This window comes from Ulvibacter antarcticus, assembly GCF_003688405.1.
Lineage (GTDB): Bacteria > Bacteroidota > Bacteroidia > Flavobacteriales > Flavobacteriaceae > Ulvibacter > Ulvibacter antarcticus.
Map to the genome: position 1 here is coordinate 847,727 of NZ_REFC01000011.1, position 25,414 is coordinate 873,140.

Annotated in this window: 21 protein-coding genes and 1 tRNA gene; 11 read left to right on the top strand and 11 right to left on the bottom strand. The window is 36.1% G+C overall.

The annotated features are described in order from the left end of the window. Positions 1-68 precede the first annotated feature (68 nt). The 5 genes from BXY75_RS04075 (at position 69) to BXY75_RS04095 (ending at position 5,088) form a co-directional block, all read left to right on the top strand. A complete protein-coding gene (locus tag BXY75_RS04075) occupies positions 69-476 on the top strand; it encodes a response regulator (RefSeq protein ID WP_121906411.1) in 408 nt (135 codons plus the stop codon). Positions 477-498: 22 nt separating this feature from the next. After that, positions 499-2,871 (top strand): PAS domain S-box protein, encoded by a 2,373-nt coding sequence (locus BXY75_RS04080; RefSeq protein ID WP_121906412.1) that lies wholly within the window; start codon positions 499-501, stop codon positions 2,869-2,871. Between the two features lie 3 nt (positions 2,872-2,874). Next, positions 2,875-3,195 (top strand): Hpt domain-containing protein, encoded by a 321-nt coding sequence (locus tag BXY75_RS04085; protein WP_121906413.1) that lies wholly within the window; start codon positions 2,875-2,877, stop codon positions 3,193-3,195. Positions 3,196-3,202: 7 nt separating this feature from the next. Then, entirely contained in the window at positions 3,203-3,916 is a 714-nt protein-coding gene (locus BXY75_RS04090) for a LytR/AlgR family response regulator transcription factor (protein WP_121906414.1), read from the top strand. 398 nt (positions 3,917-4,314) lie between these two features. Beyond that, the gene (locus BXY75_RS04095) at positions 4,315-5,088 is read left to right on the top strand and encodes a hypothetical protein (protein ID WP_121906415.1); all 774 of its coding nucleotides are present in this window, start codon (positions 4,315-4,317) and stop codon (positions 5,086-5,088) included. An 82-nt stretch (positions 5,089-5,170) separates the two neighbouring features. Here the strand turns inward: BXY75_RS04095 and BXY75_RS04100 are convergent, their stop codons facing one another. The 3 genes from BXY75_RS04100 to BXY75_RS04110 form a co-directional block, all read right to left on the bottom strand. Continuing rightward, complete coding sequence (locus BXY75_RS04100) at positions 5,171-6,271, bottom strand: DUF4407 domain-containing protein (protein WP_121906416.1); 1,101 nt, start codon at positions 6,269-6,271, stop codon at positions 5,171-5,173. Between the two features lie 118 nt (positions 6,272-6,389). After that, positions 6,390-8,513, bottom strand: coding sequence for a M56 family metallopeptidase (locus BXY75_RS04105; RefSeq protein ID WP_121906417.1), 2,124 nt, complete (start codon positions 8,511-8,513; stop codon positions 6,390-6,392). Between the two features lie 2 nt (positions 8,514-8,515). Next, positions 8,516-8,881, bottom strand: a complete 366-nt coding sequence (locus BXY75_RS04110; RefSeq protein WP_121906418.1) for a BlaI/MecI/CopY family transcriptional regulator — start codon at positions 8,879-8,881, stop codon at positions 8,516-8,518. Between the two features lie 364 nt (positions 8,882-9,245). Between BXY75_RS04110 and BXY75_RS04115 the strand changes: the two genes are divergently transcribed. Beyond that, on the top strand, positions 9,246-9,824 hold the full coding sequence (locus tag BXY75_RS04115; protein ID WP_121906419.1) for a PhnA domain-containing protein: 579 nt from the start codon (positions 9,246-9,248) through the stop codon (positions 9,822-9,824). Positions 9,825-9,898: 74 nt separating this feature from the next. Here the strand turns inward: BXY75_RS04115 and BXY75_RS04120 are convergent, their stop codons facing one another. Further along, the gene (locus tag BXY75_RS04120; RefSeq protein ID WP_121906605.1) at positions 9,899-11,287 is read right to left on the bottom strand and encodes a dipeptidase; all 1,389 of its coding nucleotides are present in this window, start codon (positions 11,285-11,287) and stop codon (positions 9,899-9,901) included. Between the two features lie 240 nt (positions 11,288-11,527). On the opposite strand from BXY75_RS04120, the gene BXY75_RS04125 reads away from it, so the two are divergent. Next, a tRNA-Leu gene (locus tag BXY75_RS04125) sits at positions 11,528-11,609 on the top strand. 340 nt (positions 11,610-11,949) lie between these two features. Here BXY75_RS04125 and BXY75_RS04130 read toward each other — a convergent pair. Further along, a complete protein-coding gene (locus tag BXY75_RS04130) occupies positions 11,950-12,363 on the bottom strand; it encodes a hypothetical protein (protein WP_121906420.1) in 414 nt (137 codons plus the stop codon). A gap of 99 nt (positions 12,364-12,462) precedes the next feature. Next, positions 12,463-13,503 (bottom strand): endonuclease/exonuclease/phosphatase family protein, encoded by a 1,041-nt coding sequence (locus BXY75_RS04135; RefSeq protein WP_121906421.1) that lies wholly within the window; start codon positions 13,501-13,503, stop codon positions 12,463-12,465. A gap of 69 nt (positions 13,504-13,572) precedes the next feature. Between BXY75_RS04135 and BXY75_RS04140 the strand changes: the two genes are divergently transcribed. The 4 genes from BXY75_RS04140 (at position 13,573) to BXY75_RS04155 (ending at position 18,591) form a co-directional block, all read left to right on the top strand. Next, the gene (locus tag BXY75_RS04140; protein ID WP_121906422.1) at positions 13,573-15,006 is read left to right on the top strand and encodes a pyridoxal phosphate-dependent decarboxylase family protein; all 1,434 of its coding nucleotides are present in this window, start codon (positions 13,573-13,575) and stop codon (positions 15,004-15,006) included. A gap of 61 nt (positions 15,007-15,067) precedes the next feature. Beyond that, positions 15,068-16,537 (top strand): T9SS type A sorting domain-containing protein, encoded by a 1,470-nt coding sequence (locus BXY75_RS04145; protein ID WP_121906423.1) that lies wholly within the window; start codon positions 15,068-15,070, stop codon positions 16,535-16,537. Between the two features lie 62 nt (positions 16,538-16,599). Continuing rightward, positions 16,600-17,850, top strand: coding sequence for a BaiN/RdsA family NAD(P)/FAD-dependent oxidoreductase (locus BXY75_RS04150; RefSeq protein ID WP_121906424.1), 1,251 nt, complete (start codon positions 16,600-16,602; stop codon positions 17,848-17,850). A 342-nt stretch (positions 17,851-18,192) separates the two neighbouring features. Then, positions 18,193-18,591, top strand: a complete 399-nt coding sequence (locus tag BXY75_RS04155) for an endonuclease domain-containing protein (protein ID WP_121906425.1) — start codon at positions 18,193-18,195, stop codon at positions 18,589-18,591. A gap of 34 nt (positions 18,592-18,625) precedes the next feature. On the opposite strand, the gene BXY75_RS04160 is transcribed toward BXY75_RS04155, so the two are convergent. The 5 genes from BXY75_RS04160 to BXY75_RS04180 all read right to left on the bottom strand — a co-directional run bounded on the left by BXY75_RS04160 (position 18,626) and on the right by BXY75_RS04180 (position 25,414). Continuing rightward, on the bottom strand, positions 18,626-20,017 hold the full coding sequence (locus BXY75_RS04160; RefSeq protein WP_121906426.1) for a peptidoglycan DD-metalloendopeptidase family protein: 1,392 nt from the start codon (positions 20,015-20,017) through the stop codon (positions 18,626-18,628). A gap of 137 nt (positions 20,018-20,154) precedes the next feature. Next, positions 20,155-21,279 (bottom strand): helix-turn-helix transcriptional regulator, encoded by a 1,125-nt coding sequence (locus tag BXY75_RS04165; RefSeq protein WP_121906427.1) that lies wholly within the window; start codon positions 21,277-21,279, stop codon positions 20,155-20,157. A gap of 383 nt (positions 21,280-21,662) precedes the next feature. Continuing rightward, on the bottom strand, positions 21,663-22,295 hold the full coding sequence (locus tag BXY75_RS04170) for a porin family protein (RefSeq protein WP_121906428.1): 633 nt from the start codon (positions 22,293-22,295) through the stop codon (positions 21,663-21,665). A gap of 21 nt (positions 22,296-22,316) precedes the next feature. Beyond that, the gene (locus BXY75_RS04175; RefSeq protein ID WP_121906429.1) at positions 22,317-23,702 is read right to left on the bottom strand and encodes an RCC1 domain-containing protein; all 1,386 of its coding nucleotides are present in this window, start codon (positions 23,700-23,702) and stop codon (positions 22,317-22,319) included. 5 nt (positions 23,703-23,707) lie between these two features. After that, on the bottom strand, positions 23,708-25,414 hold the full coding sequence (locus tag BXY75_RS04180; protein WP_121906430.1) for an SBBP repeat-containing protein: 1,707 nt from the start codon (positions 25,412-25,414) through the stop codon (positions 23,708-23,710).

Genomic DNA, 25,414 nt, shown 5'->3' on the forward strand with positions numbered 1-25,414 from the left:
ATTAATCGATAATTGGTGTCCTTTTACATAAAAAGACACGTACTTTATAGCTAACTTACCTGTCAAATATGTCGAAAAAATTAACGATTCTTTTTCTGGAAGATGATATCATCGAAATCATGAAAATGAATAGGACTATTAATAAATTAGGACTTCCGCATCGTCTGCTCGAGGCTAAGAATGGGGAAGAAGCTATAGAATTATTGAAAAGTATTGAAGTGTTACCGGATATAATTTTACTCGATCTTAACATGCCAAAAATGAATGGTATTGAATTTTTGACTATTTTAAAAACAAATGAATTCCTACAGCACATTCCCGTGATTATGCTAACTACGTCGAATACTCACAGCGATCTCAAGGAATGTTATAAGATAGGAATTGCAGGTTATATGCTAAAACCATTAAGTTATAAGGAATATGTGTTTAAAATTGAAACATTGCTTGCTTACTGGAGTGCCAATGAATTAATATGACGATCATCTTATCGAATCTATTATGATAAAAACGATAAAACAATTAGAGAATGAACTTGTTTTTGAGCGGCAAGCGCGTAAGTTGGCTGAGGATCAATTGAAGGAAAATGAGTTAGAATACAACCGATTAATGAATCAACAGCTCGAAATTTTTTCGGACTTAGAAGAGTTGATTGTGGAGAAAGACAGAATGCTAAATGAACTGTGTAATAAGGTTGTAGACGCTTATTTTATTTTCGATATGGACGGAAATTTTCAAAAAATGAACACTTCTGCCTATGCGCTTTTTGAATTAAATAAGAAACAAAAGGGAAAAAACATAGAGAAGTTAGTATTAAAAGAAGATCATGTTAAGTTTAAAAACGGCTTGAAGACGATCAGGGAAAAGGGGGTTAAACGGAAATTTAGATTTAGAATTCACTCGAAGAACAATAATTATAAGCACTTAAGTATAAATGCTGGTGTTATGTATAATGAAGACGGGGAACCAATAGGAGTCCATGGAATTGCAAGAGATATTTCTGAAGAACTCGAAATGCGAAACAGCCTAATAGAATCTGAAAGCCGTCTTGATGCATTAGTGAATCATCTGGATAGTGGTGTATTTCTTGAAAATGAAAAAAGAGAGGCCGTTATATGGAATAAAAAGGCATTTGAGATCTTCAATATTCCGAAGGACTATAACTACAAGGGAAAAGATGTATCGGGCACGACAGATACGGTGAAAAGTTTTTTTAAGGATCCTGAAAAATTCGCGGTTCGAAATAAAGAAATTGCTGAAAACAAAACCTTGGTTACAGGAGAAAAGGTGAAAACAGCCAACGGAAAGTATATTGAGTTCAATTATATACCTATTTATAATGATGCTGAATTTAAGGGGAATCTCTGGACATTTAAAGACGTGACCACGAGAATGAACAGGGATGAACGGTTAAATATTGAGAAGCAAAAGTACGGGCGGATCATTGAAAACATGAATATGGGTTTTATAGAGTTAGATACAAATGAAACTATAACATTTGTAAATCAAGCGATCCTGAATATATCCGGTTACTCAAAAGAAGAGTTAATTGGAACAAAAGTACCAGATCTTTTTCCTATTAAGGAAGAGGTGTCTAATGCTAAACAAAGGATAGCAAATTCTAATGAAGGGGAATCTGAATCTTTTGAGATTAAAGTCAATAATAAGTTAGGAGAAGAACAGATATGGCTTGTGAGCTCATCACCAAGTTATGACAATAATGGTGAAATATATGGTGGAATAGGGGTGATATTGGACATCACTAAAACAAAAAATCTAGAACTTCAAAAACAAAATCTAGTAATCAATTTAGAAAAGCAAAGGCAGAAATATAGAAGTATTATAGCCAATATGAGTTTGGGAATGATCGAATATGACCCTTCGAATGCCATTACATTAGTGAATCAGAGTCTACTCGACATGTCTGGTTATACTGAAGATGAGGTTTTAGGGAAAAGTATATTGGAAATTTTTCAATTAGGGAAGCAGGTGGAATTTGCAAAACAAAAAATAGCGAATCGACGCAAGGGAATTTCAGAGTCTTTTGAAATTGAAGTACAAAATAAAAAAGGAGAAGAACGAACCTGGTTGGTAAGTTCAGCACCAAATTTAGATGAAAAGGGAGTGTTCACAGGAACAATAGGAGTGATTTTAGATATTACCGATAGAAAAAATCATGAGATTCTGAAGGAAGAGCTTTTGTTCAAACTAGAGAAGAGTAATAATGAACTCCACGAATATGCTCATATTGTTTCACACGATTTAAAATCTCCATTACGGAGTTTATTTGCACTCGTAAGTTGGTTAAGAGATGATAATACAGACAAATTAAATACAGCTAGTCTGGAACATTTGGACTTGATGGAAACGACGCTGGAAAAAATGGATCAATTAATAACAGATATTCTAAGTTACTCGAGTTTGTCTGAGGATACTTCGGAAAATCAAGAGGTAGATTTGAATGATTTAATGACTGAAATTGATAACATGTTGTATGTTCCGAAGCATATTAGTTTACAGGTTCTAAATAGGCTGCCTACTATCAAAGCAGACCCAACGAAACTTCAGCAATTATTTCAGAATCTTATTAGCAATGCTATTAATTATTCCGATAAACCACAGGGTTATATTTACTTAGATTGTGAAGATGAAGGTTCCAAATACCATTTTTCAGTACGAGACAATGGAATTGGGATTGAAACCAGATATTTCGATAAAATATTTGAAGTTTTCCAATCTCTAAGTGATGACACAGATTCATCAGGGATTGGACTGTCAATCGTAAAAAAGATCGTAACCTTATACGGAGGAGAAATATGGTTAGAGAGTGAAATGAGAGTAGGTACTACGTTTCATTTTACAATTAAAAAGTAAAAAATGCAGGAACATCCCAACCTTTTATATGTAAAAGAGCTCGCAAATGGCGATGAAGTATTTGAAAGTAAACTGCTTTCTGTTATTAAAAAAGAATTATTCGAAGAAATTGAAAACTATACAAACTGTTTTAAAAATGAACAATTTGTAGATGCGGCTATTATAGTTCATAAACTTCGTAATAAAATCAGTATCTTAGGTTTATATAAGGGATCCGAAATTGCTAAGGAACATGAAAACGATTTACGAAATGGAAATAATTCATTGCATTTAGTGTTTTTGGATATATTGGAAAATTTAACTCAATTTATGCACAACAAATAACCTCACGATGGAATGCATTATTATTGACGATGAAAAGACATCAAGAATTATTATAAATCAGCTTTGCGAATCATTAGACTCATTAGAGATCAAAGCAGAATTTAGTAATGCTATCGATGCAATTAAATATTTGAATAAATACGAAGTTGACCTAGTATTTCTTGATATACACATGCCCGGTTTTAATGGTTTCGATTTCTTGCAAACCCTTAAGACATCTCCAAAAATAATTCTAACAACTTCCGATACAAATTATGCTCTTAAAGCATTTGAATATGATAACATCGTGGATTATCTTGTCAAACCAATAACGCAGGATCGATTTACAAAAGCCGTTTTGAAAGCCGAAGCGCTTTCTGATTCTATAAAGTCGGATGAGCTCTCTGTACAAAGCAAATTAAACTCGGGAGACGATGAACTATTTGTAAATATTAATGGTCGTTTGGTAAAACTCCGTTTTGATGAAATTATTCTTGTAGAAGCGAAAGGGGATTATATTTTGATTAAAACAGACAATGAAAATTTCACCATACATTCCACGATGAAAAAGATTGAAGAAAAGTTGCCTGTCAATTCTTTTCTGAAAGTACATCGGTCTTTTGTAATAAATACTTCTAAAATAATAGATATAGAAAATAACTCTGTTCTAATCGGTAAAAATGTTGTACCGGTAAGTCGATCGAACCGATCTGAGTTAATGAAACGCCTTAATCTCTTATAAGATACTCTGCTCATATGCCAATTAGTTAGTTCAGGTATTGCGGTGTTAATAGTTAAGGTTTGCTGTAAAATTGCGGCAGTTCTGCTTCAACTTTTACTTTTCTCCATTCAACTTGCGTAAAGTGTTATTCGGCGAATTTTTCGCGAAACAGACCTAGTATGACCCTATTTTTACATCGTAGATAACATGATAGTTAGTTAATTTATTTACGAAAGAGTATGCCTATATTTATTTCGAACAATTAAGATTTTTTATCCCCACCTTGATTGTTTATCAGAAAGCTTCTCAAAACTGGGAAGCTTTTTTTTTAATTTTTCAATACGGGATAGTGACCAGATTGAGATTTAATATAGTTGCATATCCAGGAGTTTAGTATTGCAAATTTAAAAATTCGACTTATGCAAATTGGTATCGTAATTCAATGTTCTCAAATAAAAGACCATTTTCAATTGGATGCTTTAATTAATTTTTTAGCTCGCAACAACGAGTATGTTTTCTGTTTTGTAAATGATAGAAGTAATGTGCCGGTAGTTGTTTTATTGGAGGAGACAAAACACAGTACCGAATTGAACATACACATCATTAATGTTAAAAGAGGAACTACTATAGCTGAATCACTGCTATTTGGTATCGGGTATTTGTCTCGTAATGATGATGTAGATTATTATGGTTATATAAATGAAAATATAATAATCAGTCTTAAGGGCATGAAATGCCTAACGAAAGCTCTAATTACGAATGAAGATGTATCTATAGTTTTTGCACGAACAAGGAATGAAAAGATAAAATTGCAGCTTATAGATGATGAATGTGATATGGCTTCAACAGTAGATACTTTGAAATTTGATCGATATGGAGGGTTAAGAAGAACCATCACTTATGAAGCAGTTGTATTCACTAGTAGCATCATTCCGATTTTATTTACAGAGAGTTTTGTTTCCTATCAGTGTATGGATATTGAACTATTATTGCGTTTGAAATCGTTCGTAGGAAGAAAGAATATGAAGGGACATTTTCGAGTGGTAATAATTCAGGGAGTCGGCAGCACCAAAGAACAAAAGTTAAGTGCCACTGAATCCCTAAAAATGCTCTATATCTTTTACTTAAAATATGGTTTCTTTGATTTTTTGCGAGCAGATAAATCTAAAAGTTTACCCAGTATATCATCTTAAACCATTTTTCAATTTTACCAAGCACGTCATGGCAAATCAAAATCCGGAAAGTGCTTTTAAATAATTATAAGTAACAGATAGTTTATAAAATGCTTTTCTGTTTTTTATAAAATGCATCAGCTTGTAGTTGCATTAATTCCCTGGCTTTTTTACGTTTGTAATCATACAATTCCTGCTCTTCGGCTATATCAGCATACACTCGATTGTTGAGGTCTCGATCTGTAGTAACCAAGACTTCTCGCTGTGCTTTTTGTTGGGTAACCCATGAGTTCAGGGCACTTTCCTGTTCTTCGAGTTTTAAATCGTATGCACCTTTGGGAGATAGTAGTTTTGCTATAATTGGTGAGGTTTCAATGGCTAGAAAAAGCATAAAAATAAAAAAGGAAGGAAGCCAAGGTAACTTATCTAATGCATTCACCCGAGCCATTAATCCGTCGAAGCCATCTATCACTGGCTGCGTTTCTTCCACCTTTGCTTGATATTCGGTAGCAAGAGCTCCAATTTGCGTTTCAATCGCTATAATTTTATCATTATTGGATTCCTTTAAAGCTTGTAAATCGGCCAATGCAGCATCGTGCTTATCCCTCTTTTCCTGATATACCGGTCCTTTTCCTAGTAATTCGGTACCTTTTCTTCCCTCGGCCTCCGCTATGTATGTCTCGTATAGTGCATTGACCTCATTTTCTTTAGTTGTCACTTCACTTTTTAATGTTTCAATTTCGGCATCCAAAGCGGTCACTGCCGGAGTGTATTGCAAAGCTAGCTGGTCTTTATTTGCAAGTGTAAGCTCATTCTTTTGCTCTAAAAGGACTTGATTAATTTCCTTTTCAAAGATTTTTAACTCCAAAGGTTTTGCTATAACGATTGCTATTATTAATGCGAGCAGGATTCTTGGAGTGGCTTGCAAAAATTCATCGAAGAAATTATTCCTTTTTTTGATAGTAGAAACAATAAAGCGATCGAGATTAAATATAAGTAAGCCCCAGATCGAACCGAAGAAAACAGCGGTTAAATAATTATCGAATACTGTATAAAGGGCATATGCCGAAGCAATCGTAGCCATCACAGCTGTGAAAAATACAGTAGCCCCTATCCCGGCGAATTTGGTTTGTTCCCCGGCAGAGCATTCATCTAAAATGTCTGTATCTGCACCGGAGCAGAAGATGAAAAAGCGTTGTAACATATAATGCTGTTTTTAGATTGATGAATTTATATAACGCAAATAGTGACAGATTGTTACAAAAAAAAGCTCCGAAAATCGGAGCTTGTAATTTTAAAAATGAAATGTTTTGCACATTTATTTAGCAGCCATACTCACTTCCTAATAGCACTGATGGGATATCATGTGGAGTATCAACGGTCTTTATCTGAATAGATTTCTCTTTGTTTAATATTTTGAAAGCTTTTTCATTTGAAATCTCTTTGCCTTCGAAAAATATTTTTGCGCCGTTCTTAATCATTAGGTCAAGGAGTATTTTAGGATCCTCGATGTTAGGTTGAGGTCCAAACAATGGCATGTCTACAACAGTCATTATAAATGGACTGTTTTTCTCAATTGTAATTGGAGTTTTAGAAATTCTTACTGTAGGAATGCCTGAGTTTGTATTTTTACTTTCAATATTTAGGTTTTTATTCTTTTTTAGTAATTCTATTGCTTTATCTGAAGTAATTTTCTTGTCATCATGATAAAAAGTAGCTCCTTTTTTTGCCATACTTATTACGTGATCTAAGGGGCTTTCGGGTGCATCCGGCGTGGGCGGTGGTGGAGGAATATCGGAATCGCCATAATCGACTCCCTTTTTAACTTTTGGTGCCTTCGGTGCGTCTGGAGCAGGTGGAGGCGGTGGAATGTTTGGAAATGGTACTGCGTTTTCACGTTGCTTAGCAGACATTAAGTCGTATATATACTGCATTCGGGTTAATTCTTTCCCATTGATGCGCATATTATCCTGTGGCATCGTATTGTATTTTTTAGCCAATTTGTTATATTCTGCAATTTGCTCGGGAGTTGCATCATTATCAAGACTTCTCTTTACTTGTATTGGTACTTGTATGCTCATTCCGCTATTAGCCTTTGAGAAATGAGATTTTTTAAACTCTATATTCACTTTCTGAATAAAAGTCGGCGAGCTACTGGAGATAAGTATTGAAGGATTTGCATCGGTATAATCTGTTTCTTCCCAGTTCTTCGTGTATGCGTCTAGATCACTTTTAAGATTCTCAAGTACAGTGGCTTTTCCGTTAAACATGATCTCGTTTACAGTTATCATTAAGACAAACGTTTTTTCGTCATTATTGGCTGCGCCTTTTAGATATTCTTTTGTGTAATCTTCGTTATTCTTCGGAATACATTCTGGAAATGGTTGTGCTCCTTGTTTTTGTAAAGGAGACATATTTCTATAAATATCTTCTAATTTTTCTAATTCTGAAAGAGGCATGGTTCGGGCTGTCGGGTATTCCTCAAAGCGTGTATTCCAATATTTGGCCATGGAATTAAAAGTGATAATTTGTTGTGGTGTTGCCGTTTCTTGTGAAAACACTTGAGTAGTTTGTGGTTGTAAAGTTGTAATAGTTTTTGAACTACTAAAACCATAGAAAACAAGAACCACCAGAGGTAGTACCAATAGGCTTCGAAACCACACTGTTTTTTTTGATGTCTGATTTTTCATAACTGTGAATCGTTTTTTAATTGATAAATAATTGATTGAATGTGCCATCGATGGCGTTCGAACATTTGATGAGAATGTTAAGACTAATTGTTGATATTGTGTTGCGGGAACCTGGCGATTTAACACAGCCTGATCTGCCAGAAATTCGTGGTTAAGCTTTATTGCATTTTTTAAGAGATACATCAACGGATTAAACCAAAAGATTATCTGTAACAATTCCATAAGTATAATATCTACACTATGTTTTTGTTTGGCGTGGGTTTCTTCATGCCAGAATACTTCTTTTGGAAGTGCACCAGTTTCGTATCGCTGTCTATTGAAAAATATATTATTAAAAAAAGTATGTGGCGCTACCTCTTCGGAAAGAAGGACGTGATACAAGCCATTTTTAACAATTCGCGTATTTTTCTTAATCTTCTTTATAATGTGATGCAAGTTTAAACCGAAACGAATTCCGAAGATACCTACACCTAAAAAATACAGACTCCAAAGTGCATAAGGAATGTAATTGATAGTGTTTTCCGAAGAAATAGGGGTGATTTCATGCGAAGTAGTTGCAGTATAAACAGGCGTTTCAATCAATGGAATTTCCACATAAGTGGTAAAAGTGACTAATGGAATGAGAAATGAGAAGATGAGACCACCCATTAGATAGAAGCGTTTGAAAGTGTGCATTGAGCTATTTTCAAGTAGGGCTTTATAGAATAAATAAAAAAGACCCAGACAAACAGCCGATTTTAAGAGGTACCATTCCATAACTATTTGGTTTTAATTTGTTGATCAATTAAACTTCGTAACTTCTTTAATTCTTCTTTACTCAAATCGGTTTCTTCAGTAAAAAAAGAGGCAAACTGCGAAGCGCTATCGTTAAAAAAATTCTTTATAAGTCCGTTTACATGCTTCGAAAAATAATCTTTCTTTTTCACTAATGGGAAATATTCCCGCGATCTACCATATTGAATATAATCAACAAACTCCTTGTCTTGCATGCGCTTGAGAAGCGTCGCTACTGTGGTAGCTGCAGGTTTAGGGTCATCATGTGCTTCGATGAGGTCTTTCATAAAAGCTCGTTCCTGTTTCCAGAGGATTTGCATAAGTTGTTCTTCGGCGTTTGTAAGTTGCATATTGTTCTACAGAATTAGAATTAACTCTACAAACATAGAACAAATTATTTAATTCTACAAACGTAGAAATAAATAATTTTATTGTTTAAACAATAACGGTGTCAGATCGAGTGTTTTTTTGGAATGAAATGGAGGAAAAATGTATCGAGAACGGCTATTTTGATTGGAAAAGCGCTGTTCTCGATACAAAGTTCTTCCAGAATTTAACTCGAACTGACACGTTTTTCTTAACTCGAATTCACTTTTTTACGAAAAAAGTGAATCCTTAAAGCTTGGATTTAAGGGATGTTTTTACCTTTGTCTACAACTAATTAAAAAAGTCGATGGCAAGAGCTTCTAAAGTTTCTTGCTTTCGCAGGAATTTATGAGTTTAGAAAGACGATTAAAACAACGTAGTGATTCGAAATGTGAGTTTTGTGCTTCCGAAGAAAACCTAAAAGTATATGAAGTCCCAAAATCACCAAAAGGAGATTTAGAAGCAAATATTTTAATTTGTAACAATTGTTTTGGTCAGATTGAAAACCCGGAAACGAGAGATGCAAACCATTGGCGCTGCCTAAACGATAGTATGTGGAGCACTGAACCTCCTGTACAGATTATGGCTTGGCGCATGTTACAGAGAATGAGATCTGAAGGTTGGCCACAAGGCTTGCTTGATATGATGTATCTGGATGAAGAGATGATGGACTGGGCAAAAGCAGAGGGAGATGGTGTAGATAAAACCAATGAGCTGGTGCATAGAGATAGCAACGGAGTTATTTTGCAGGCAGGAGATAATGTGGTTTTAATCAAAGACCTTAAAGTAAAAGGATCTAGCATGGTTGCAAAACAAGGGACAGCAGTTCGCAGAATTTCCTTAGATCACGAGAATGAAACGTATATCGAAGGAAGAGTGGATGGGCAACAGATTGTGATAATTACGGAATACGTGAAAAAAATCTAACTAGCGCTATAGTATATATAAAAAGTCCGATGGAAAATAAACTCCATCGGACTTTTTATATGTCAAAACATACGTTATCGACTCATCTCAGTAAAATAATGATAGAACTGTGGAATGGTTTCAATTCCTTTAAGATAATTCCAAATTCCAAAATGTTCGTTTGGCGAGTGAATAGCATCACTATCAAGCCCGAAGCCCATTAAAATGGTTTTACTTTTCAGTTCTTTTTCGAATAAAGCTACAATAGGAATACTCCCACCGCTTCTTTGAGGAATTGGCGTTTTTCCAAATGTTTTTTCATAAGCTTTCTCGGCAGCTTTATAACCCAAACTATCTATTGGGGTTACGTATGCTTGTCCGCCGTGGTGCGGTTTTACCTTAACACGAACTCCTTTAGGAGCAATACTTTCGAAATGTTTTTTAAACAGCTCAGTTATTTTTTCCCAATTCTGATCTGGAACCAATCGCATGCTTATTTTTGCAAACGCCTGACTAGCAATTACCGTCTTGGCACCCTCGCCGATATAACCGCCCCAGATTCCATTTACATCCAGCGTTGGACGAATGGAATTGCGTTCGTTGGTGGTATATCCTGCTTCTCCATACACATCATCGATATCTAATGCTTTTTTATAGGCTTCTTTACTAAAAGGGGCCTCGGCCATTTTCGCTCTTTCTTCGGAAGATAACTCTTCCACAGCATCGTAAAAACCAGGAATGGTGATATGGTTATTTTCATCATGTAAAGAGGCGATCATCTTTGTAAGCACGTTGATTGGGTTAGCCACAGCTCCACCATACAAGCCACTATGTAGGTCACGTTTTGGACCTGTTACTTCCACTTCAACATAACTTAAACCACGAAGTCCGGTGGTAATTGATGGCACATCTGGCGCTATCATGCCCGTATCACTAATTAAGATCACATCATTTGCAAGCTTTTCTCGGTTTCGTTCTACAAACCAACTAAGACTTTTACTTCCAACTTCCTCTTCTCCTTCAATCATAAATTTTACATTACAAGGCAATTGATCTGTTGCTGTCATATATTCCATTGCTTTCACATGCATATACATTTGTCCTTTGTCGTCGCAACTTCCTCTGGCAAAAATTGCACCTTCCGGGTGGATTTCGGTCTTTTTAATCACAGGTTCGAACGGCGGACTATCCCAAAGATTCATAGGATCTGGTGGTTGCACGTCGTAATGACCATACACAAGAATTGTAGGTAATTTTGGGTCGATTAATTTTTCACCATAAACAATAGGGTAGCCAGGAGTTTCACAAATTTCAACCGAATCGCAACCCGCTTTTTCCAGGCTGATTTTAACTGCTACGGCTGTAGAAATCACATCTTTTTTATAGGCCGAATCTGCACTTATAGATGGAATTTTAAGCAACTCGATCAATTCATCAATAAATCGTTGTTTATGCTGTTCAATATATGTTTTTGCGCTTTTCATAGTTGCATTTTTTTGAAGAATCACGAAGATACCAAAAAAGTTATATTTCTATTAAAAGATAGTTTGTAAATTATAAATCTTGTTTATATTTGCACTCCTTTACGGAAACTACGAAGGCTATTGATTAGCATTGAGCGGGAAGTAAAGGAAATATCTACCGCGGGCGTGATGGCCCCGAAGTGTCGGGAGATAGACCAGCTAGTTTTTAACAAGGGTCTTTAAAGGATTTTATTATCTACCGCGGGCGTGATGGAATTGGTAGACATGCCAGACTTAGGATCTGGTGCCGCAAGGTGTGGGAGTTCGAGTCTCCCCGCCCGCACAATAAGAAAGCTTCTCAAAAACGAGGAGCTTTTTTTATGTAGTATTTTGAAAAAACTTGGGAGACGAGAATCCTGTCCTGAGCCCTTCGACTATGCTCAGGAGAGGCTCTAGTACTAATCGAAGAGAGTCTCCAAGTTTATCTTGAGCTTGACGAAAGGCCCGCACAGCAGAAAAGCTTCTCAAATACGAGGAGCTTTTTTTATGCAATTTGTTGAAAGAAATTAGGAAAGCAAACTTGAATTTTTACTGCTGAACACATTTTCTGTATAAAATTCTATTGGTCTTTAAAGGCTTCAGTTATGAACTGAAGCCTTTTTCCAATCTTAGTTTAAGAATGTTCATCCTAATTTTTTAAAGATGATTCCGGCAAGTAAACCAGTAATTCCGAAGAAAATAAGGTAAATAATAAAATTGATTAAAGTACCCTGGATATCTACAATTGTAGAAGTAGCGTAATCGATAAGACCCGCACCCAGGCCTAGCAAAAGAGTGATCCAGATACCAAAACTCAAACCACTACCCAATCCGAAATTTCCATTGGCCCATCTACTGTAGAGTGTAGAAAACGCAAATCCTTGTATTAGGCAACCTAGTATGAGATGTATCATATCGGGCGGATCTCTCATTATGTCACTAATTAGAATATGTGGTGTCAAGTAGGGTTCGGCGAGCAGACCCCATAAAAGAAATCCTCCGGCTAATCCCCAGATACTGGTAATTAGCGTGCTGACAATATTGGCTTTTGAAAACATATCGAACTGATTAAGTGGTTGTTAACTATAAATTTAACAATTAAATAAAGACGGTGCTTAAAAATATAGGCAATTGTACGCTGAAGATATTAACAAAAATTATTCGTGACCATTGTTGATCAATGTTTTGATGTCCGCCTTTTCTTGAGAAGTGATGGTGCCAGAGGTCGATGCATTTTCATTTTTCTTATGATGAATTTCATAATACATGCCAAAATGATCACTATCGAAATTACGAGTCCGAACCATTTTACCGACAAAAAGATCTTTTGAATGAAAAAGATGATCTAACGGAAATCGCATAAAAAAGTAGCCAGCATGATAGGTCGGAAAAAAGCCTCTTCCTATTCTTGGGTCTATCATATTCGTCATCTTTTTAAAGAGTCTCGTAACACGCGACCATACTACATCGTTCATGTCACCACAAACAATAGCAGCTAGGTTGGATTCTCGAATTCGTTTGCCGGTTATCATTAATTCAGCATCCCGTTCTTTGGAAGATTCATTTTCAGTAGGACTAGGCGGTGCAGGATGTAAACAGGAAAAGAAAACCTTAATAGTTTCATTAATTTCATATTCGAAAAAAATTGAAGGTACTTCCTTTTCAACTTGATATAATGTTTTGGTCGTCTGAAGCTTCCGCTTTGAATAGAGCAACATTCCGTAATAATTTTCCAGTGGAATTTTTATAGAATTCGGATAAAGTGCCTCAATTTCTGAAAGTCCAGATTCCCAATTTTCATTTCCTTCCATGACCAAAACTATATCAGGATCGAACTCATTTATAATCTCGATGAATTTACCGAAACTGGTATTCGTTTGTAAAACATTAGCTGCTAAAACCGATAACATACCATCGCTTTCGAACTTAGGCTTTTTACGTGGGTAGAACGAACTGTAAGGAAAGACTTTTACTATTTGGTACAAAGCGGCTCCTATAAGTCCGATTTTCAATGTCAAAGTAAAGATGGTGTGTGAATCATCAATAAAAAAGAGTAGCAAAAGACAAACAATTTCAATTACTATCGATTGCAATCGCACAAAATCGGCTGTTCTAAAAAACCAATGTGGATTTTCTATTGCAGGCAGAAAGGGAGTGATGATAAAAATAATACTGATAACATATAATACAACAGTCATAAGTATAAATGTAGCCAATTTTTCAGCTTAAAAAGGGTAGTTTTGCATACGGTTTTCAGAAAATAATCTATGCGAAAAAATATCGATACACTAGAATTGCCGAAAGACGAAATGAGGGAATATGGCTATAAAGTTGTGGACGCTATTGTTGAACATTTTTCCACACAAAATGATAAGTTCCCTGTTGTAGTTGGTTCGAGGGAGGAAATGGACCATCTTTTCTTAGAAGAAGCGCCGGAAAAACCTACAGACCCACAAGAAGTTTTGGATTTTGTTTTGAATAAGGTAATTTCAAAAAGTGCCATTGTTTCCCATCCTAAATCGTATTCTTTTGTACCGGGTCCAAGCAACTATATCAGTGCTATGGCAGATACACTTGCAACGGGATTTAACGTTTTTTCTGGTGGTTGGGCGGCCTCGCCTGCTGCGGCCGAACTTGAAATTGTTACTATGAACTGGCTACTTAAAATTTTCGGTTTCCCTGTAAAAAAAGGAGGTGGAATTTTTACAAGTGGTGGGTCAATGGCTAATTTAACAGCCATCGCTACCGCTCGTAGAATAAAATGTGGTGATGATTTTGCAAAAGCAGTAATATACCTTTCAGATCAAGCGCATTCATCTAATATAAAAGCAATTCGTGTTTTAGGGTTTAAGAAAGAACAAATTCGAATCATCCCAACCGATGCGGAGTTCAAATTTTCTATCAATAAACTTAAAAACGCCATTGCAAAAGATCGTTTGGAAGGCTTACAACCATTTTGCTTAGTTGCTACAGCTGGAACAACGAATACAGGAACTGTCGATCCATTATCCAGTCTGGCAAAGATTTGTAAGACTGAAAATATCTGGTTCCATATTGATGGTGCCTATGGTGGTGCAGCAATTTTGGCGAAGGATGGAAAAGCCCTTTTAAAAGGTATAAGTAAAGCCGATTCTCTAACCGTGGATCCTCATAAGTGGTTTTTTCAACCTTATGAAATGGGCTGCTTATTGGTGAGAAATAGTAAATGGTTAAAAAGTACGTTTACCGAAAAACCTGAATACTTACGTGATATTGAGGGAAATGAATCTGAAATTAATTTTTACGATCATGGTATTCAACTTACGAGGAGATTTAGAGCTTTAAAATTTTATATGTCCATCAAAACATTTGGTTTAAAGGCATTTAGAACAGCTATATCATATAACATTGAGCTTGCTGAAAAAGTAGAAGGTATCTTGCGTAAAAGCCCACATTGGGAAGTAATCTCTCCTGCTACACTTGCAGTAATAAACTTTAGATTTAATCCAATTGGTGAAAACTATAGCGAAAAAAAACTTGATAAAATCAATCAGTATATTTCAGAACAAGTGGTAGCTTCACAAGAAGCATTACTAGTTACCACGCTACTTAACGGCCAAGTAGTTTTACGCATGTGCTTAATAAACCCCAGAACGACGATAAATGATGTCAAAGAAACCTTGGCACAATGTAAAACGTTCACCAATATAACTTCTACTTAATTCTTTTTTGCAAAAAAATGTAATCCTTATTTTTGTATTTACTATATCTAAAAATATACCTATGAAAAAACATTTACTTCTTTTATTTACTTCTGTTCTTTTTGTGTTTCCGTTAGTTGCTCAAACATACACAACACCCAATACAGGAGTCACTTGGACACTTACCGATATTGCCAATGCAAGTCCTACGACTATTACGATTTCAGGTAGTGATTTTACCCTTCTTGAAAACCTAATCGTTGCTGAAAATGATACGGTTATCATAGACACTGATCTTAATTTAGGAGTTGAAGATGCCTTATTAATTACTGTTTTTGGTGCTTTTACAGTTTCGGCCGATGCAGTAAATATCTTCGGAATTGATCAAATTGCTTTTGAAGGTTTTCGTTTTGAAGAATTATCACAGATTAGTATTCAAAATACAAGCATAGAATACAGCGGTGGATTACGAGTTCTGACCGAAGATTTTTCGATTGATAATTGTACGCTCACTAATAATGTTGAAGGTGCCACAACTAGTGCTGTTATACAATTGTCGCGTGGGTTACCACAAATAACCAATAACACAATTACGTTTAATCAACTTGCTGCGATAGGATCTGCTGCCAATTCGGAGGTTTCAGCCTATATTTTCAATAATTATTTGGAAGGAAATAATCAAGAAAATTCGAATCGACCACAAATTAACTTAGGAACTACAAGAACAGATGCTCCTTTAGTTATTCTTGAAAATTCAATTATTGGTGATCGTAACCTGGATATGGTAGGAGGAATTGCTGTGGCGAATTTTACAGGAGGATCCATTAACACAGAAATCGATGGTAATATTATTCGAGATAACAGATATGGGATGACCATTCTTGGAAACAACGCTGTTGCATTGATTAGAGATAATATTTTTGAAGATAATGATACACAGGGTAATCCAAATTTAGGTGGAAGTGGGATTTCGCTAAATTCAACCGCACCGGGAATGGATGTCATAGCTCATGGTAATGAAATTAGAAGAAATTTATGGGGAATAACCCTAATAGGAGAAGCTTCCATCAATTTGGGAGATGGTACTACTAATTCACCTGGTGAAAACATTTTTTCTGAAAATGGAAATGGTGGTATCGTTTATGCGCTTTACAATAACACAGCAAACACTATCGAAGCAAAAAATAATTGTTGGGTAGAAGGTGTTGTAAATGATCTGGCCATCGCCGAATCTGTGATTTATCATCAGGTAGACGATGCTACTTTAGGCGAAGTACTTTTCGATCCGGTAGGTTGTGGAGTCTTAGGAGTTGAAGCAAATCAACTAGCAGATTTTAATTTTTATCCGAATCCGGCAAAGAATAGCATTCGTTTTACGAATAACATTGGGTTAAATAATATAACTATAATAGATCTTCAAGGGAAGGTTGTACAAAACGAAATAATTTCTAACAATACCAATGAAATAAGATTTATATTACCCTCAGGAGTTTATTTCGCGCGCTTTACCACCGATACAACCACTCTTGTAAAAAAACTACTTGTTGAATAATCGATAGTATTGTAGTCGCTTTAGTTCGTTAACTAAATCGTAAAAATAAAAAAGGTCGCAGCGTGAAAAAGGATTATGATGTATTAATTATTGGAGGAGGTGCGGCCGGATTTTTTACGGCTATCAACGCTGTAGAGAATAATAATTCACTAAGAGTTGCTATTCTGGAAAGAGGCAAAGAAGTACTCACGAAGGTTAAAGTGTCTGGCGGAGGTAGATGTAATGTCACCCACGCCGAATTTATTCCGAAGGAACTCACCGAAAACTATCCTAGAGGAGAGAAAGAACTTTTAGGTCCTTTTCACACCTTTATGACGGGAGATACGATTGGCTGGTTTGAAGAAAAAGGAGTTGGCTTAAAAATTGAAGACGACGGCAGAATGTTTCCTGAAACTGATTCTTCTCAAACTATTATTGATTGTTTTACTTCTGAAACAGAACGTTTGGGAATAGAAGTGTTAACTAATCATTCAGTAAAAGAAATTCATAAAACGGAACACGGTTGGGAGCTTACTACTTCTGAAGCAATATTCTCCTCAAGAAAACTTGTAATTGCATCAGGAAGTAATCCTAAGGTATGGAAAATGCTGGAAGCACTGGGTCATACTATCGAATCTCCAGTACCGTCGTTGTTTACCTTCAATATCAAGGACGATCGCATTACTGATTTACCAGGTGTTGCCACGCCTGCTTTTGTGACTGTTATCGACAATAATGGTAAACATTTATTAGAAAGTGAAGGCCCATTATTAATTACACATTGGGGAATGAGTGGCCCTTCGATTTTGAAACTCTCCGCTTGGGGAGCGCGACTTTTAGCACCTTCAGATTATCATTTTAAGATTAAGGTGAATTGGTTGCCGAATGTTTCCGAAGAAGAAATCATAAAAAACCTAAAGGAACTTAAAACCAATAATGCGAAGCAATTCCCGCATACGTATAGTCAGTTTGAACTACCCAAACGACTTTGGCAATCACTTTTGAAAGCAGCCGGCTTTAGGGAAGATCAGAAATGGGCGGATATTGGTCATCCATTAATTGATGAACTGGCTAAACAATTGGTTGCCGGGATTTTTGATGTGAATGGAAAAAGCACTTTCAAAGAAGAATTTGTAACTGCAGGTGGTGTAGAGCTTAAAGAAGTAAATTTCAAAACCTTCGAAAGTAGGATCCATAAAGGTCTATACTTTGCTGGCGAAGTCTTAAATATAGATGCCATCACCGGCGGATTTAATTTTCAGAATGCATGGACTGGTGGATTTCTAGTGGCAAAGGCAATTGCTGAGGCCTCCCCTCTAGAAAGAGGGGATTGAGGGGTGTGTTTTGAAATTTAAAGAGGATAATTTTACACCTCCCTCTGTCCCTCCTTATTAGGAGGGAAGTTAATAAATATGAAAGCATAGCTGCTATTTCCAAAGGGTTTAGGAAGCAAATAAGATTACCGAAGCTTCCCTTCAAAAATAGGGGATTGAGGGGTGTGTTTTGAAATTAAAAAAAAGCACTTTTACACCTCCCTCAATCCCTCTTTGTTAGGAGGGAGGTTAAAAAACATGAGAGTATAGTAGTCATATTCGAAAGATTTTGGTGTTAAGGGCGATTGCGAAAACTTCCCCTCTAGAAAGAGGGGATTGAGGGGTGTGTTTTAATAAGTTATTATGAAAATATATTATAATCCTAAACTAAAAGAGTTAGCACGACAACTGAGGAATAATGCTACAAAGTCGGAGATTAAACTTTGGAAATTTTTAAAAAGGGATCAGATGTATGGCTATGATTTTCATCGTCAAAAACCTATTGATGAATTTATTGCTGATTTTTTCTGTAATAAACTGCAGTTAGTTATTGAGTGCGATGGATATTCGCATGAAATTGTTGAAGTGTATCAGAAAGACCTTAGCAAAACAAAAAGATTAAATGAACTCGGAATAAATGTGTTGAGGTTCTCTGATGAACAAATAATGAATGATATTGATAACGTTATAAGGGTAATAGAAGACTATATTTTTAAATTTGAAGAGAATAGTTTTACACCTCCCTCAATCCCTCCTTATTAGGAGGGAAGTTAAGATTTAGGAAGGCATTAATTGGCTAGTAATGTATTATTTTAATGGTTTTTGATTGATTGGCTTCGGAAGTGATTGTCATAAAATAGATACCTCCTGATAGGTTGGAAACATCAATTTCATCAATACTTTGAGAGGCATTATACATTTGAAATAGGGTCTTACCCATAACATCTCTAAAGCTAACTTGCGTAATAAAACTTTCAGAATCTATAAAGAGTTTATCCTGAACAGGATTGGGATATACTTTGGTGTCGTTTAATGCTAACTCGGGTGTCCCTAAGGCGCCAACATTAAAACTATGGCTTACAGTATCACCATTATAAGTCGCTTCAAATGTCCATTGACCTTCCATATCGGCTGGATAATACCACATCCAATAGGCTATGTTTAAATCATCGACCAAAGCGTAATCCCATTCCTGGAAAATTGAATTGTTCGGTCGCGTAATTTTTAAATGTACGCTGGTACCAGCTCTTTGATCTGACAAATAAATACCATAATACACGTCAACACCCAGATCGAATTGATCACTTTCATTAGTAATTTCTGAATTCGGACAAGTTTCCCAATTTGGGAAGTAAGTGTGGGTTAGTACTGCGTTAATTCCTGTGTTGTAATATGGTTTTTGGGCCACCCACCAGCTGTCGCTGTTTATATTATTGCAAGGACCATTACTCGGGTCAATAAGTGAATTACCACTATCGTATACTTCAAAATGCAAGTGAGGCAAGGTAGAACTACCGGAGCTTCCAATAACCCCTAAAAATTCACCCCGACTTACTGTATCTCCAACTTCTTTGGAAGTAAGAGAACCGCTTTTTAGATGTAAATACCAGGATCGACTTCCGTCACTATGTTGTAGATACACGGCGTTCCAAGGATTATTGTTAAAGCTGCAATTTCTGTCGAAATTTCCATCTCCTTTGTAAATTATTTGTCCATCTGCGCCAGCTATAGCAATAGCCTGATTTCTATCCATTTGCTTCCACCAGAATGGCCATGAAATAATATCGAATCCACGATGATTATAACCATTGGAGGTATCGTAAGACCGAGTACCACAATCATAATCGCTTATTTGATTAGGAAAGGCCGGATTATGATCGACGTAGTTGGACAATGTCCAAATATTGTGGTAGTTAAAGCCACTTGCCTGTGCCATCGGCCAATCAAAGAGGGGATGTCCTCCCTCGGTATTTATAGGTACAAGCCTCCCCTCTAATTCGAGCTGTGCTACACTTGCATCAAGCAATAATTTAGTATGTGCTCTTTGAGTTTCGGTTAAACAGGGTTCTGAGTTTCTTGGAATTAGTACCTCCCCTCCGTAAGCTTCCGAAAAGCTGTTTTGTGCGAAGCTGATGTTAATAATTAGTATGCTAATCGCGGTGCATATGATGCGTATTTTTGAAGTCATAATAATATGTTTAGATAGTTAATTTCTTTTCTTTAAACCTCTGAAGCATTTATTTGCTTGACATAAGAATTATGATAAATGTAAAAAAGTATCTAAATCATGACGTCCCAAATATTCACATATAGTAAATATTGAGACTAATTTGTTGGAAGAGACTTGAATTGGGAAGGAGTATAACCAGTTAGTTTCTTAAAAGTGTTATTGAAGGTAGATTTAGAACTAAACCCTGCTTCTAGACCAATTGCGACCATAGTATATTTTTCAAAATCTGGATTTTTTAAATATTCTTTTGCCTCTTCAACCCTAAGTGAATTTATATAATCTGAAAAACTGATATTCAAATCCGAATTAATTATTCTGGACAAGTGGCCTTTGCTAATTTTCAATTCGTCCGCCACCGACTGTAATGTAATATTTGGGTTTAGATAATTTTTATCAGTAGCAAGAAAGGATTCTAAAGCAATAACATGCTCATTTTTACCTTTTTTTTCGACTATTGAGTATGCTTTTGCAGCTGAACTAAAAGCTCGAATATTTCTCCGTTCTTCATGAATTCCTATTTTGTGTATGCCAATATACCCAAGTAAATAGATTAGAGCCGACGTTACCATCAACATGATCAAGTAAGAGACTTCGGTTTGTAATATATAATTGGCTGTAAAGTAAATCCAGAAAAGGGTGGTAATAAATAATATGATCAAAAGTATTTTAAACCATAGTATTTGCATCTTAATTCTTCCACGGTCAAACAACTTATGTTTCTGCTCATATCTTCGAAGTTCGACTAGGGAAACTATAATGACTAATAGTGCCATGACTATATTTACAACGTCACCATAACCATCAACATTAAACATAAAGGAGTCCATGGATTGATTGAAAATGTGGTCTGTGGGGAAAAATAGAATCCCTAATTTATAGCTCAAAGCGCCTAAAATGACTATTAAAAAAGGTATATAAAGTAGTTTTTCAACGCCTCGAATACTATGCTCAGGATAGAGAAATATTACTACGAAAAAATATAAAAATGGTGGTTCTAAAAAGGAGAATGGAAGGTATATTAAATTATGCGTATCCTTTGTAATAATAGCGGCCTCCCAAAGAAAATCCTGTAAATTTGATACCGAAAGACAAAGAAGTAGTAATCCTAAATAAAAAGCGGCACGCGTCTTATGCTTATTAATTAATAATATAAACAAACTCAAAAACAACCCTTGAATAACCCCAGCTATAATTAGGCTACTATAGATATCTAAATCCAATCTTATATATTTTTGGGTATTAAATTCTAGGTTTGCTAGATTTTAAAGATAGTAATTATTTGGCATTCATTTTTTGAAATAAAGAAGTGTGTGCAATGATTTTTAAAAAAAAAGCTCCTTCAAACGTCCTCTCCTCAAAGCACGAACTGAAGGAAGCTTTTAAAAATAACTTAAAATAATTTACCACTTCTGAAGTGTTTACATTTTTAAAATATGTACTTTCTTACTCGATAATTTTAAGTTGTTTGTGTTCTCAAATCTATCCGTCCGTATGCCGACTGAAGCCTCGCCCACTGGAAGGTCAGGTTTAACGGATGAGCAAACAATTACTTGCTCATGTGTAATAGCGTTTGATTTTCATGACCTTTTTTAATTCGGATAGATTAGAAAAAGAAATATCCAACAGAGAATTGAATTACAGAGTTTTTAAATTCTTCTGAAGCATCGTCAGAATTATTGCCGTCTAGAAATCCCAAATTATAGCGAGCGCCAAAATTTATTCCGTTATCTAGCTTGTATCCTAGCCCGAAGACTAGACCTACATCAAGAGACTTTACATCATTTTTCACATCTTCTGTTTCACCCACCTTGTTCCCATCACCCGTTGTAGTTGGATTCAAATCATAATCATCTTCGTCGTACTTATTTTTGGCAGAAAGTAAAAAGCCAAATTGTGGCCCTACTTCCAGACTCAACTCATCCATAACGTAATATTTACCCATAATAGGCACATATAAATAGTTTAAGTTAAATGAACCGATATCTTTATAATTCGCGCCCTGACTTGAAAAGAGAAGTTCTGGTTGTACCGATAGTTTCTCTGAAATAGGAATTTCTGCCATTCCACCTAAATGGAAACCAGTTTTTCCTTTTATTGCCGGATTATCTCCTGTGATGGTTGAAAAATTGACTCCCGCTTTTGCTCCTATTTGAAGGCTTTTTGTTACAGATTTTTCTTGTGCATTAGCTTGAAATATAAAAACAAGAGCGATCATACTGAGTAATAATTTTTTCATAATGGTTGGTTTTAGTGATATTTAATTTTTAATAATTTTTATCGTTTCTGAAAGCCCTTCAGAAGTGCTCACTTCTATGAAATAAATGCCGCTCGCCTCTGAAATAGAAGAAACGATTTGATTTGTAGAATTATATCTTTCTGAAGAAATTATTTGCCCCAGCATATTAGAAATTTGAACTGTTACATCGGTATACTCCTTGCTAAGATTGATGGTGAAATTTCCATTTGTTGGATTGGGATAAACTGTAAATTCAGGTTCAAGATCCATTTCGTTCATACCAAGAGTAATAGTACAAACCGATGTGACTTGTACTGGTATAGTTCTTTCTGTGTTGGTCCCATCACCCAATTGACCATTGCCGTTAGATCCCACTGCCCAAACAGTGCTGTTATTCTTTAGGAAAAGTGAATGATAAAAGCCAGCTGCAATGGCACTAAGACCGCTTTGACCACTAACGGCTATAGGAATATCACGATCTAAATAGGTTCCATCACCCAATTGTCCTGATGCATTTTTACCCACTGCCCAACCGCTGCCGTCATCTTTAAGGAAAAGAGAATGATCTCCATTTGCTGAAATGGAGGTAATTCCGCTAAGACTGGTAATCTGCACTGGGATGTTTCTATCGATGTGAGTTCCGTCTCCCAATTGACCATAGCCATTATATCCTGCTGCCCAAACGGTGCCGTCACCCATAAGAAAAAGGGAATGTTCCGATCCAGCGGAAAAGGCGGTAATGCCACTAATGCCACTCACCTGTACTGGTATGTTTCTATCGGTATTGGTTCCATCACCCAATTGACCATCCTCATTATTTCCTACTGCCCAAATGGTACCGTCACCCTTAAAGAAAAGAGAATGTTTAAAGCCAGCTGCAATTGCGGTTATGCCAGTTAGCCCACTAACTAGTACAGGGGTATTTCTATGGGCGTTGGTTCCATCACCGAGTTGCCCAAAAGTATTCTCTCCCACTGCCCAAACCGTACCATCATTCTTAAGGAAAAGGGAATGAGCTCTACCTGTTGCAATAGCGACAATATCGCTAATACTACTCACTACAGGTATGTTTATATTGGTATTGGTTCCATTACCCAATTGCCCCACTCCATTATGACCTACACCCCATACGCTACCATTATCCTTTAGAAAAAGTGAATAATCTTCACCGCTTGAAACGGAGGTAATGCCGCTTAGGTTACTCACTTGAATAGGGATATTTGTACTTGTGTTAGTCCCATTACCTAATTGTCCATTAAAATTTAAACCTACTGCTTGGACTGTGGTGTTATCACAATTAAAGAGAGAATGCCCTCCCCCTCCGGTAATTTTTTGGGCATAGAGCGCAGTTGATGCCATTGCAGCGATAAGGATGAATGATAGATATAATTTTTTACTTGTTTTCATAATGTTTAGTTTTTAATAATTTTTATGGTTTCTGAAAGCCCTTCGGAAGTGGATACGTTTACAATGTAGATTCCCGTAGCTTTTTCAATTTCGAGTTGCAAATTATTTGTGTTCTCAAATTTTTCCGAAGCAATCACTTGTCCAAGCATATTGGTAATTGTTGTGTTTATTTCTGAATAGCTTTTCCCTAAATTGATGGTGAAACTTCCTGAAGTTGGGTTGGGGAATACCTTAGTTTGTAATTGATTTAAATATTCTTCAGCACTTAATGTTGATGAGAATTTTTGAATAAACAAATCCCCACCTGGATCAATGGCAGTAAGATTGGTAACCCCAGAACCTGGGTCAAAATCACCTGTGTTAGCAAAAGCACCTGATGAGTAAACTTCACCAATAGTAGAAATGTTTAGATTTTTAATGGCATTATACGCTGTTCCTCCTATTGCCAATGCATAAATAAAATTTGTATTCGCGTCTAGTTTTAGAATAAATCCATTATAATCTGCTTCGGGTGTCATATTAAAGACTCCACTATTGGGGTCAAAGTCAACCGTAGTGGGAAACGCCCCTGCACAATACAAATCTCCAGACGAATCGGCGGCGATATCCAGCCCCTCGTCAAATTCTGAACCTCCAATTCTTCTGGCCCAAATAAAATCTCCATTAGCGTTAAGTTTTTGGATAAAAATATCATTGGATCCAGCAGAAGTTAAATTGGTAATACCATTATTTGGGTCAAAGTCAATGGTTCCTGGAAAGCTGCCAATTGAATAAATGTTATCTAAATATACTTCCAATGCACCTATATAATCACCTGTGGAACCTCCGTAGCTCTTTGCCCAAATAAATATTCCATTTGTATCTAGTTTTTGAATATAAATGTCATCACTTCCATTAGATGTAAGATTTGCAATGCCAGCATTTGGGTCAAAATCTACTGTATCTGCAAAGTTTCCAGTAGAATACACATTTCCATTTTGATCCGTTTTAATGTCTACGCCATAGTCAACAAAAGCAGTAGATCCCATGCTTTTGGCCCATATAAAGTTGCCATTGGTGTCTAGTTTTTGAATAAAAATATCGGCGGAGCCATTGGAGGTCAATTCGGTACTTCCAACATTAGGGTCAAAATCTACCGTTCCAAAAAAGGAACCTGTGGTGTAAACATTATCGGCCAGATCTGTAGTAATAGAATAAGCAATTTCTCTTTCCGAACTTCCCATACGTTTTGCCCAGATAAAGTTTCCGTCACTATCTAATTTTTGAATAAATATGTCGCGTTCTGAACCAGGAGCCGTTAATTCAAAAGTCGCTGCACTTGGGTCAAAATCGACCGTTCCTGTAAAACTTCCAGTAGTATAGATGTTGCCGTTTGAGTCTAAAGTAATTGATTCTCCAGCGTCAAGTTCATTACTTCCCATTGCCTTTACCCAGAGAAAATTGCCGTTGGCATCTAATTTTAGAATATAGATATCCCCCAAACCATTTGAAGTTAAATTAAACACTCCAGAGCCAGGGTCAAAATCGGTAGTGTCCCTAAAAAAACCCGTGAGATACTCATTGCCGCTGTCATCCACTGCGGAAGAAACTAAATTCCCAAACGAGTTGAAAATACCACCGCTATTAATGCTTTTTGCCCAGTCTAAATTTTGAGCGACAGAGATATTTATTCCAAAAAAAAGAAAGCAAATAATTAAAATGTGGTTTTTCAT

What these genes read in the sequence shown, in the direction of transcription:
- BXY75_RS04075 (WP_121906411.1), top strand. Translation starts at nt 69, where the DNA reads ATGTCGAAAAAATTAACGATTCTTTTTCTGGAAGATGATATCATCGAA.
- BXY75_RS04080 (WP_121906412.1), top strand. Translation starts at nt 499, where the DNA reads ATGATAAAAACGATAAAACAATTAGAGAATGAACTTGTTTTTGAGCGG.
- BXY75_RS04085 (WP_121906413.1), top strand. Translation starts at nt 2,875, where the DNA reads ATGCAGGAACATCCCAACCTTTTATATGTAAAAGAGCTCGCAAATGGC.
- BXY75_RS04090 (WP_121906414.1), top strand. Translation starts at nt 3,203, where the DNA reads ATGGAATGCATTATTATTGACGATGAAAAGACATCAAGAATTATTATA.
- BXY75_RS04095 (WP_121906415.1), top strand. Translation starts at nt 4,315, where the DNA reads ATGCAAATTGGTATCGTAATTCAATGTTCTCAAATAAAAGACCATTTT.
- BXY75_RS04100 (WP_121906416.1), bottom strand. Translation starts at nt 6,271, where the DNA reads ATGTTACAACGCTTTTTCATCTTCTGCTCCGGTGCAGATACAGACATT.
- BXY75_RS04105 (WP_121906417.1), bottom strand. Translation starts at nt 8,513, where the DNA reads ATGGAATGGTACCTCTTAAAATCGGCTGTTTGTCTGGGTCTTTTTTAT.
- BXY75_RS04110 (WP_121906418.1), bottom strand. Translation starts at nt 8,881, where the DNA reads ATGCAACTTACAAACGCCGAAGAACAACTTATGCAAATCCTCTGGAAA.
- BXY75_RS04115 (WP_121906419.1), top strand. Translation starts at nt 9,246, where the DNA reads ATGAGTTTAGAAAGACGATTAAAACAACGTAGTGATTCGAAATGTGAG.
- BXY75_RS04120 (WP_121906605.1), bottom strand. Translation starts at nt 11,287, where the DNA reads ATGAAAAGCGCAAAAACATATATTGAACAGCATAAACAACGATTTATT.
- BXY75_RS04130 (WP_121906420.1), bottom strand. Translation starts at nt 12,363, where the DNA reads ATGTTTTCAAAAGCCAATATTGTCAGCACGCTAATTACCAGTATCTGG.
- BXY75_RS04135 (WP_121906421.1), bottom strand. Translation starts at nt 13,503, where the DNA reads ATGACTGTTGTATTATATGTTATCAGTATTATTTTTATCATCACTCCC.
- BXY75_RS04140 (WP_121906422.1), top strand. Translation starts at nt 13,573, where the DNA reads ATGCGAAAAAATATCGATACACTAGAATTGCCGAAAGACGAAATGAGG.
- BXY75_RS04145 (WP_121906423.1), top strand. Translation starts at nt 15,068, where the DNA reads ATGAAAAAACATTTACTTCTTTTATTTACTTCTGTTCTTTTTGTGTTT.
- BXY75_RS04155 (WP_121906425.1), top strand. Translation starts at nt 18,193, where the DNA reads ATGAAAATATATTATAATCCTAAACTAAAAGAGTTAGCACGACAACTG.
- BXY75_RS04160 (WP_121906426.1), bottom strand. Translation starts at nt 20,017, where the DNA reads ATGACTTCAAAAATACGCATCATATGCACCGCGATTAGCATACTAATT.
- BXY75_RS04170 (WP_121906428.1), bottom strand. Translation starts at nt 22,295, where the DNA reads ATGAAAAAATTATTACTCAGTATGATCGCTCTTGTTTTTATATTTCAA.
- BXY75_RS04175 (WP_121906429.1), bottom strand. Translation starts at nt 23,702, where the DNA reads ATGAAAACAAGTAAAAAATTATATCTATCATTCATCCTTATCGCTGCA.
- BXY75_RS04180 (WP_121906430.1), bottom strand. Translation starts at nt 25,414, where the DNA reads ATGAAAAACCACATTTTAATTATTTGCTTTCTTTTTTTTGGAATAAAT.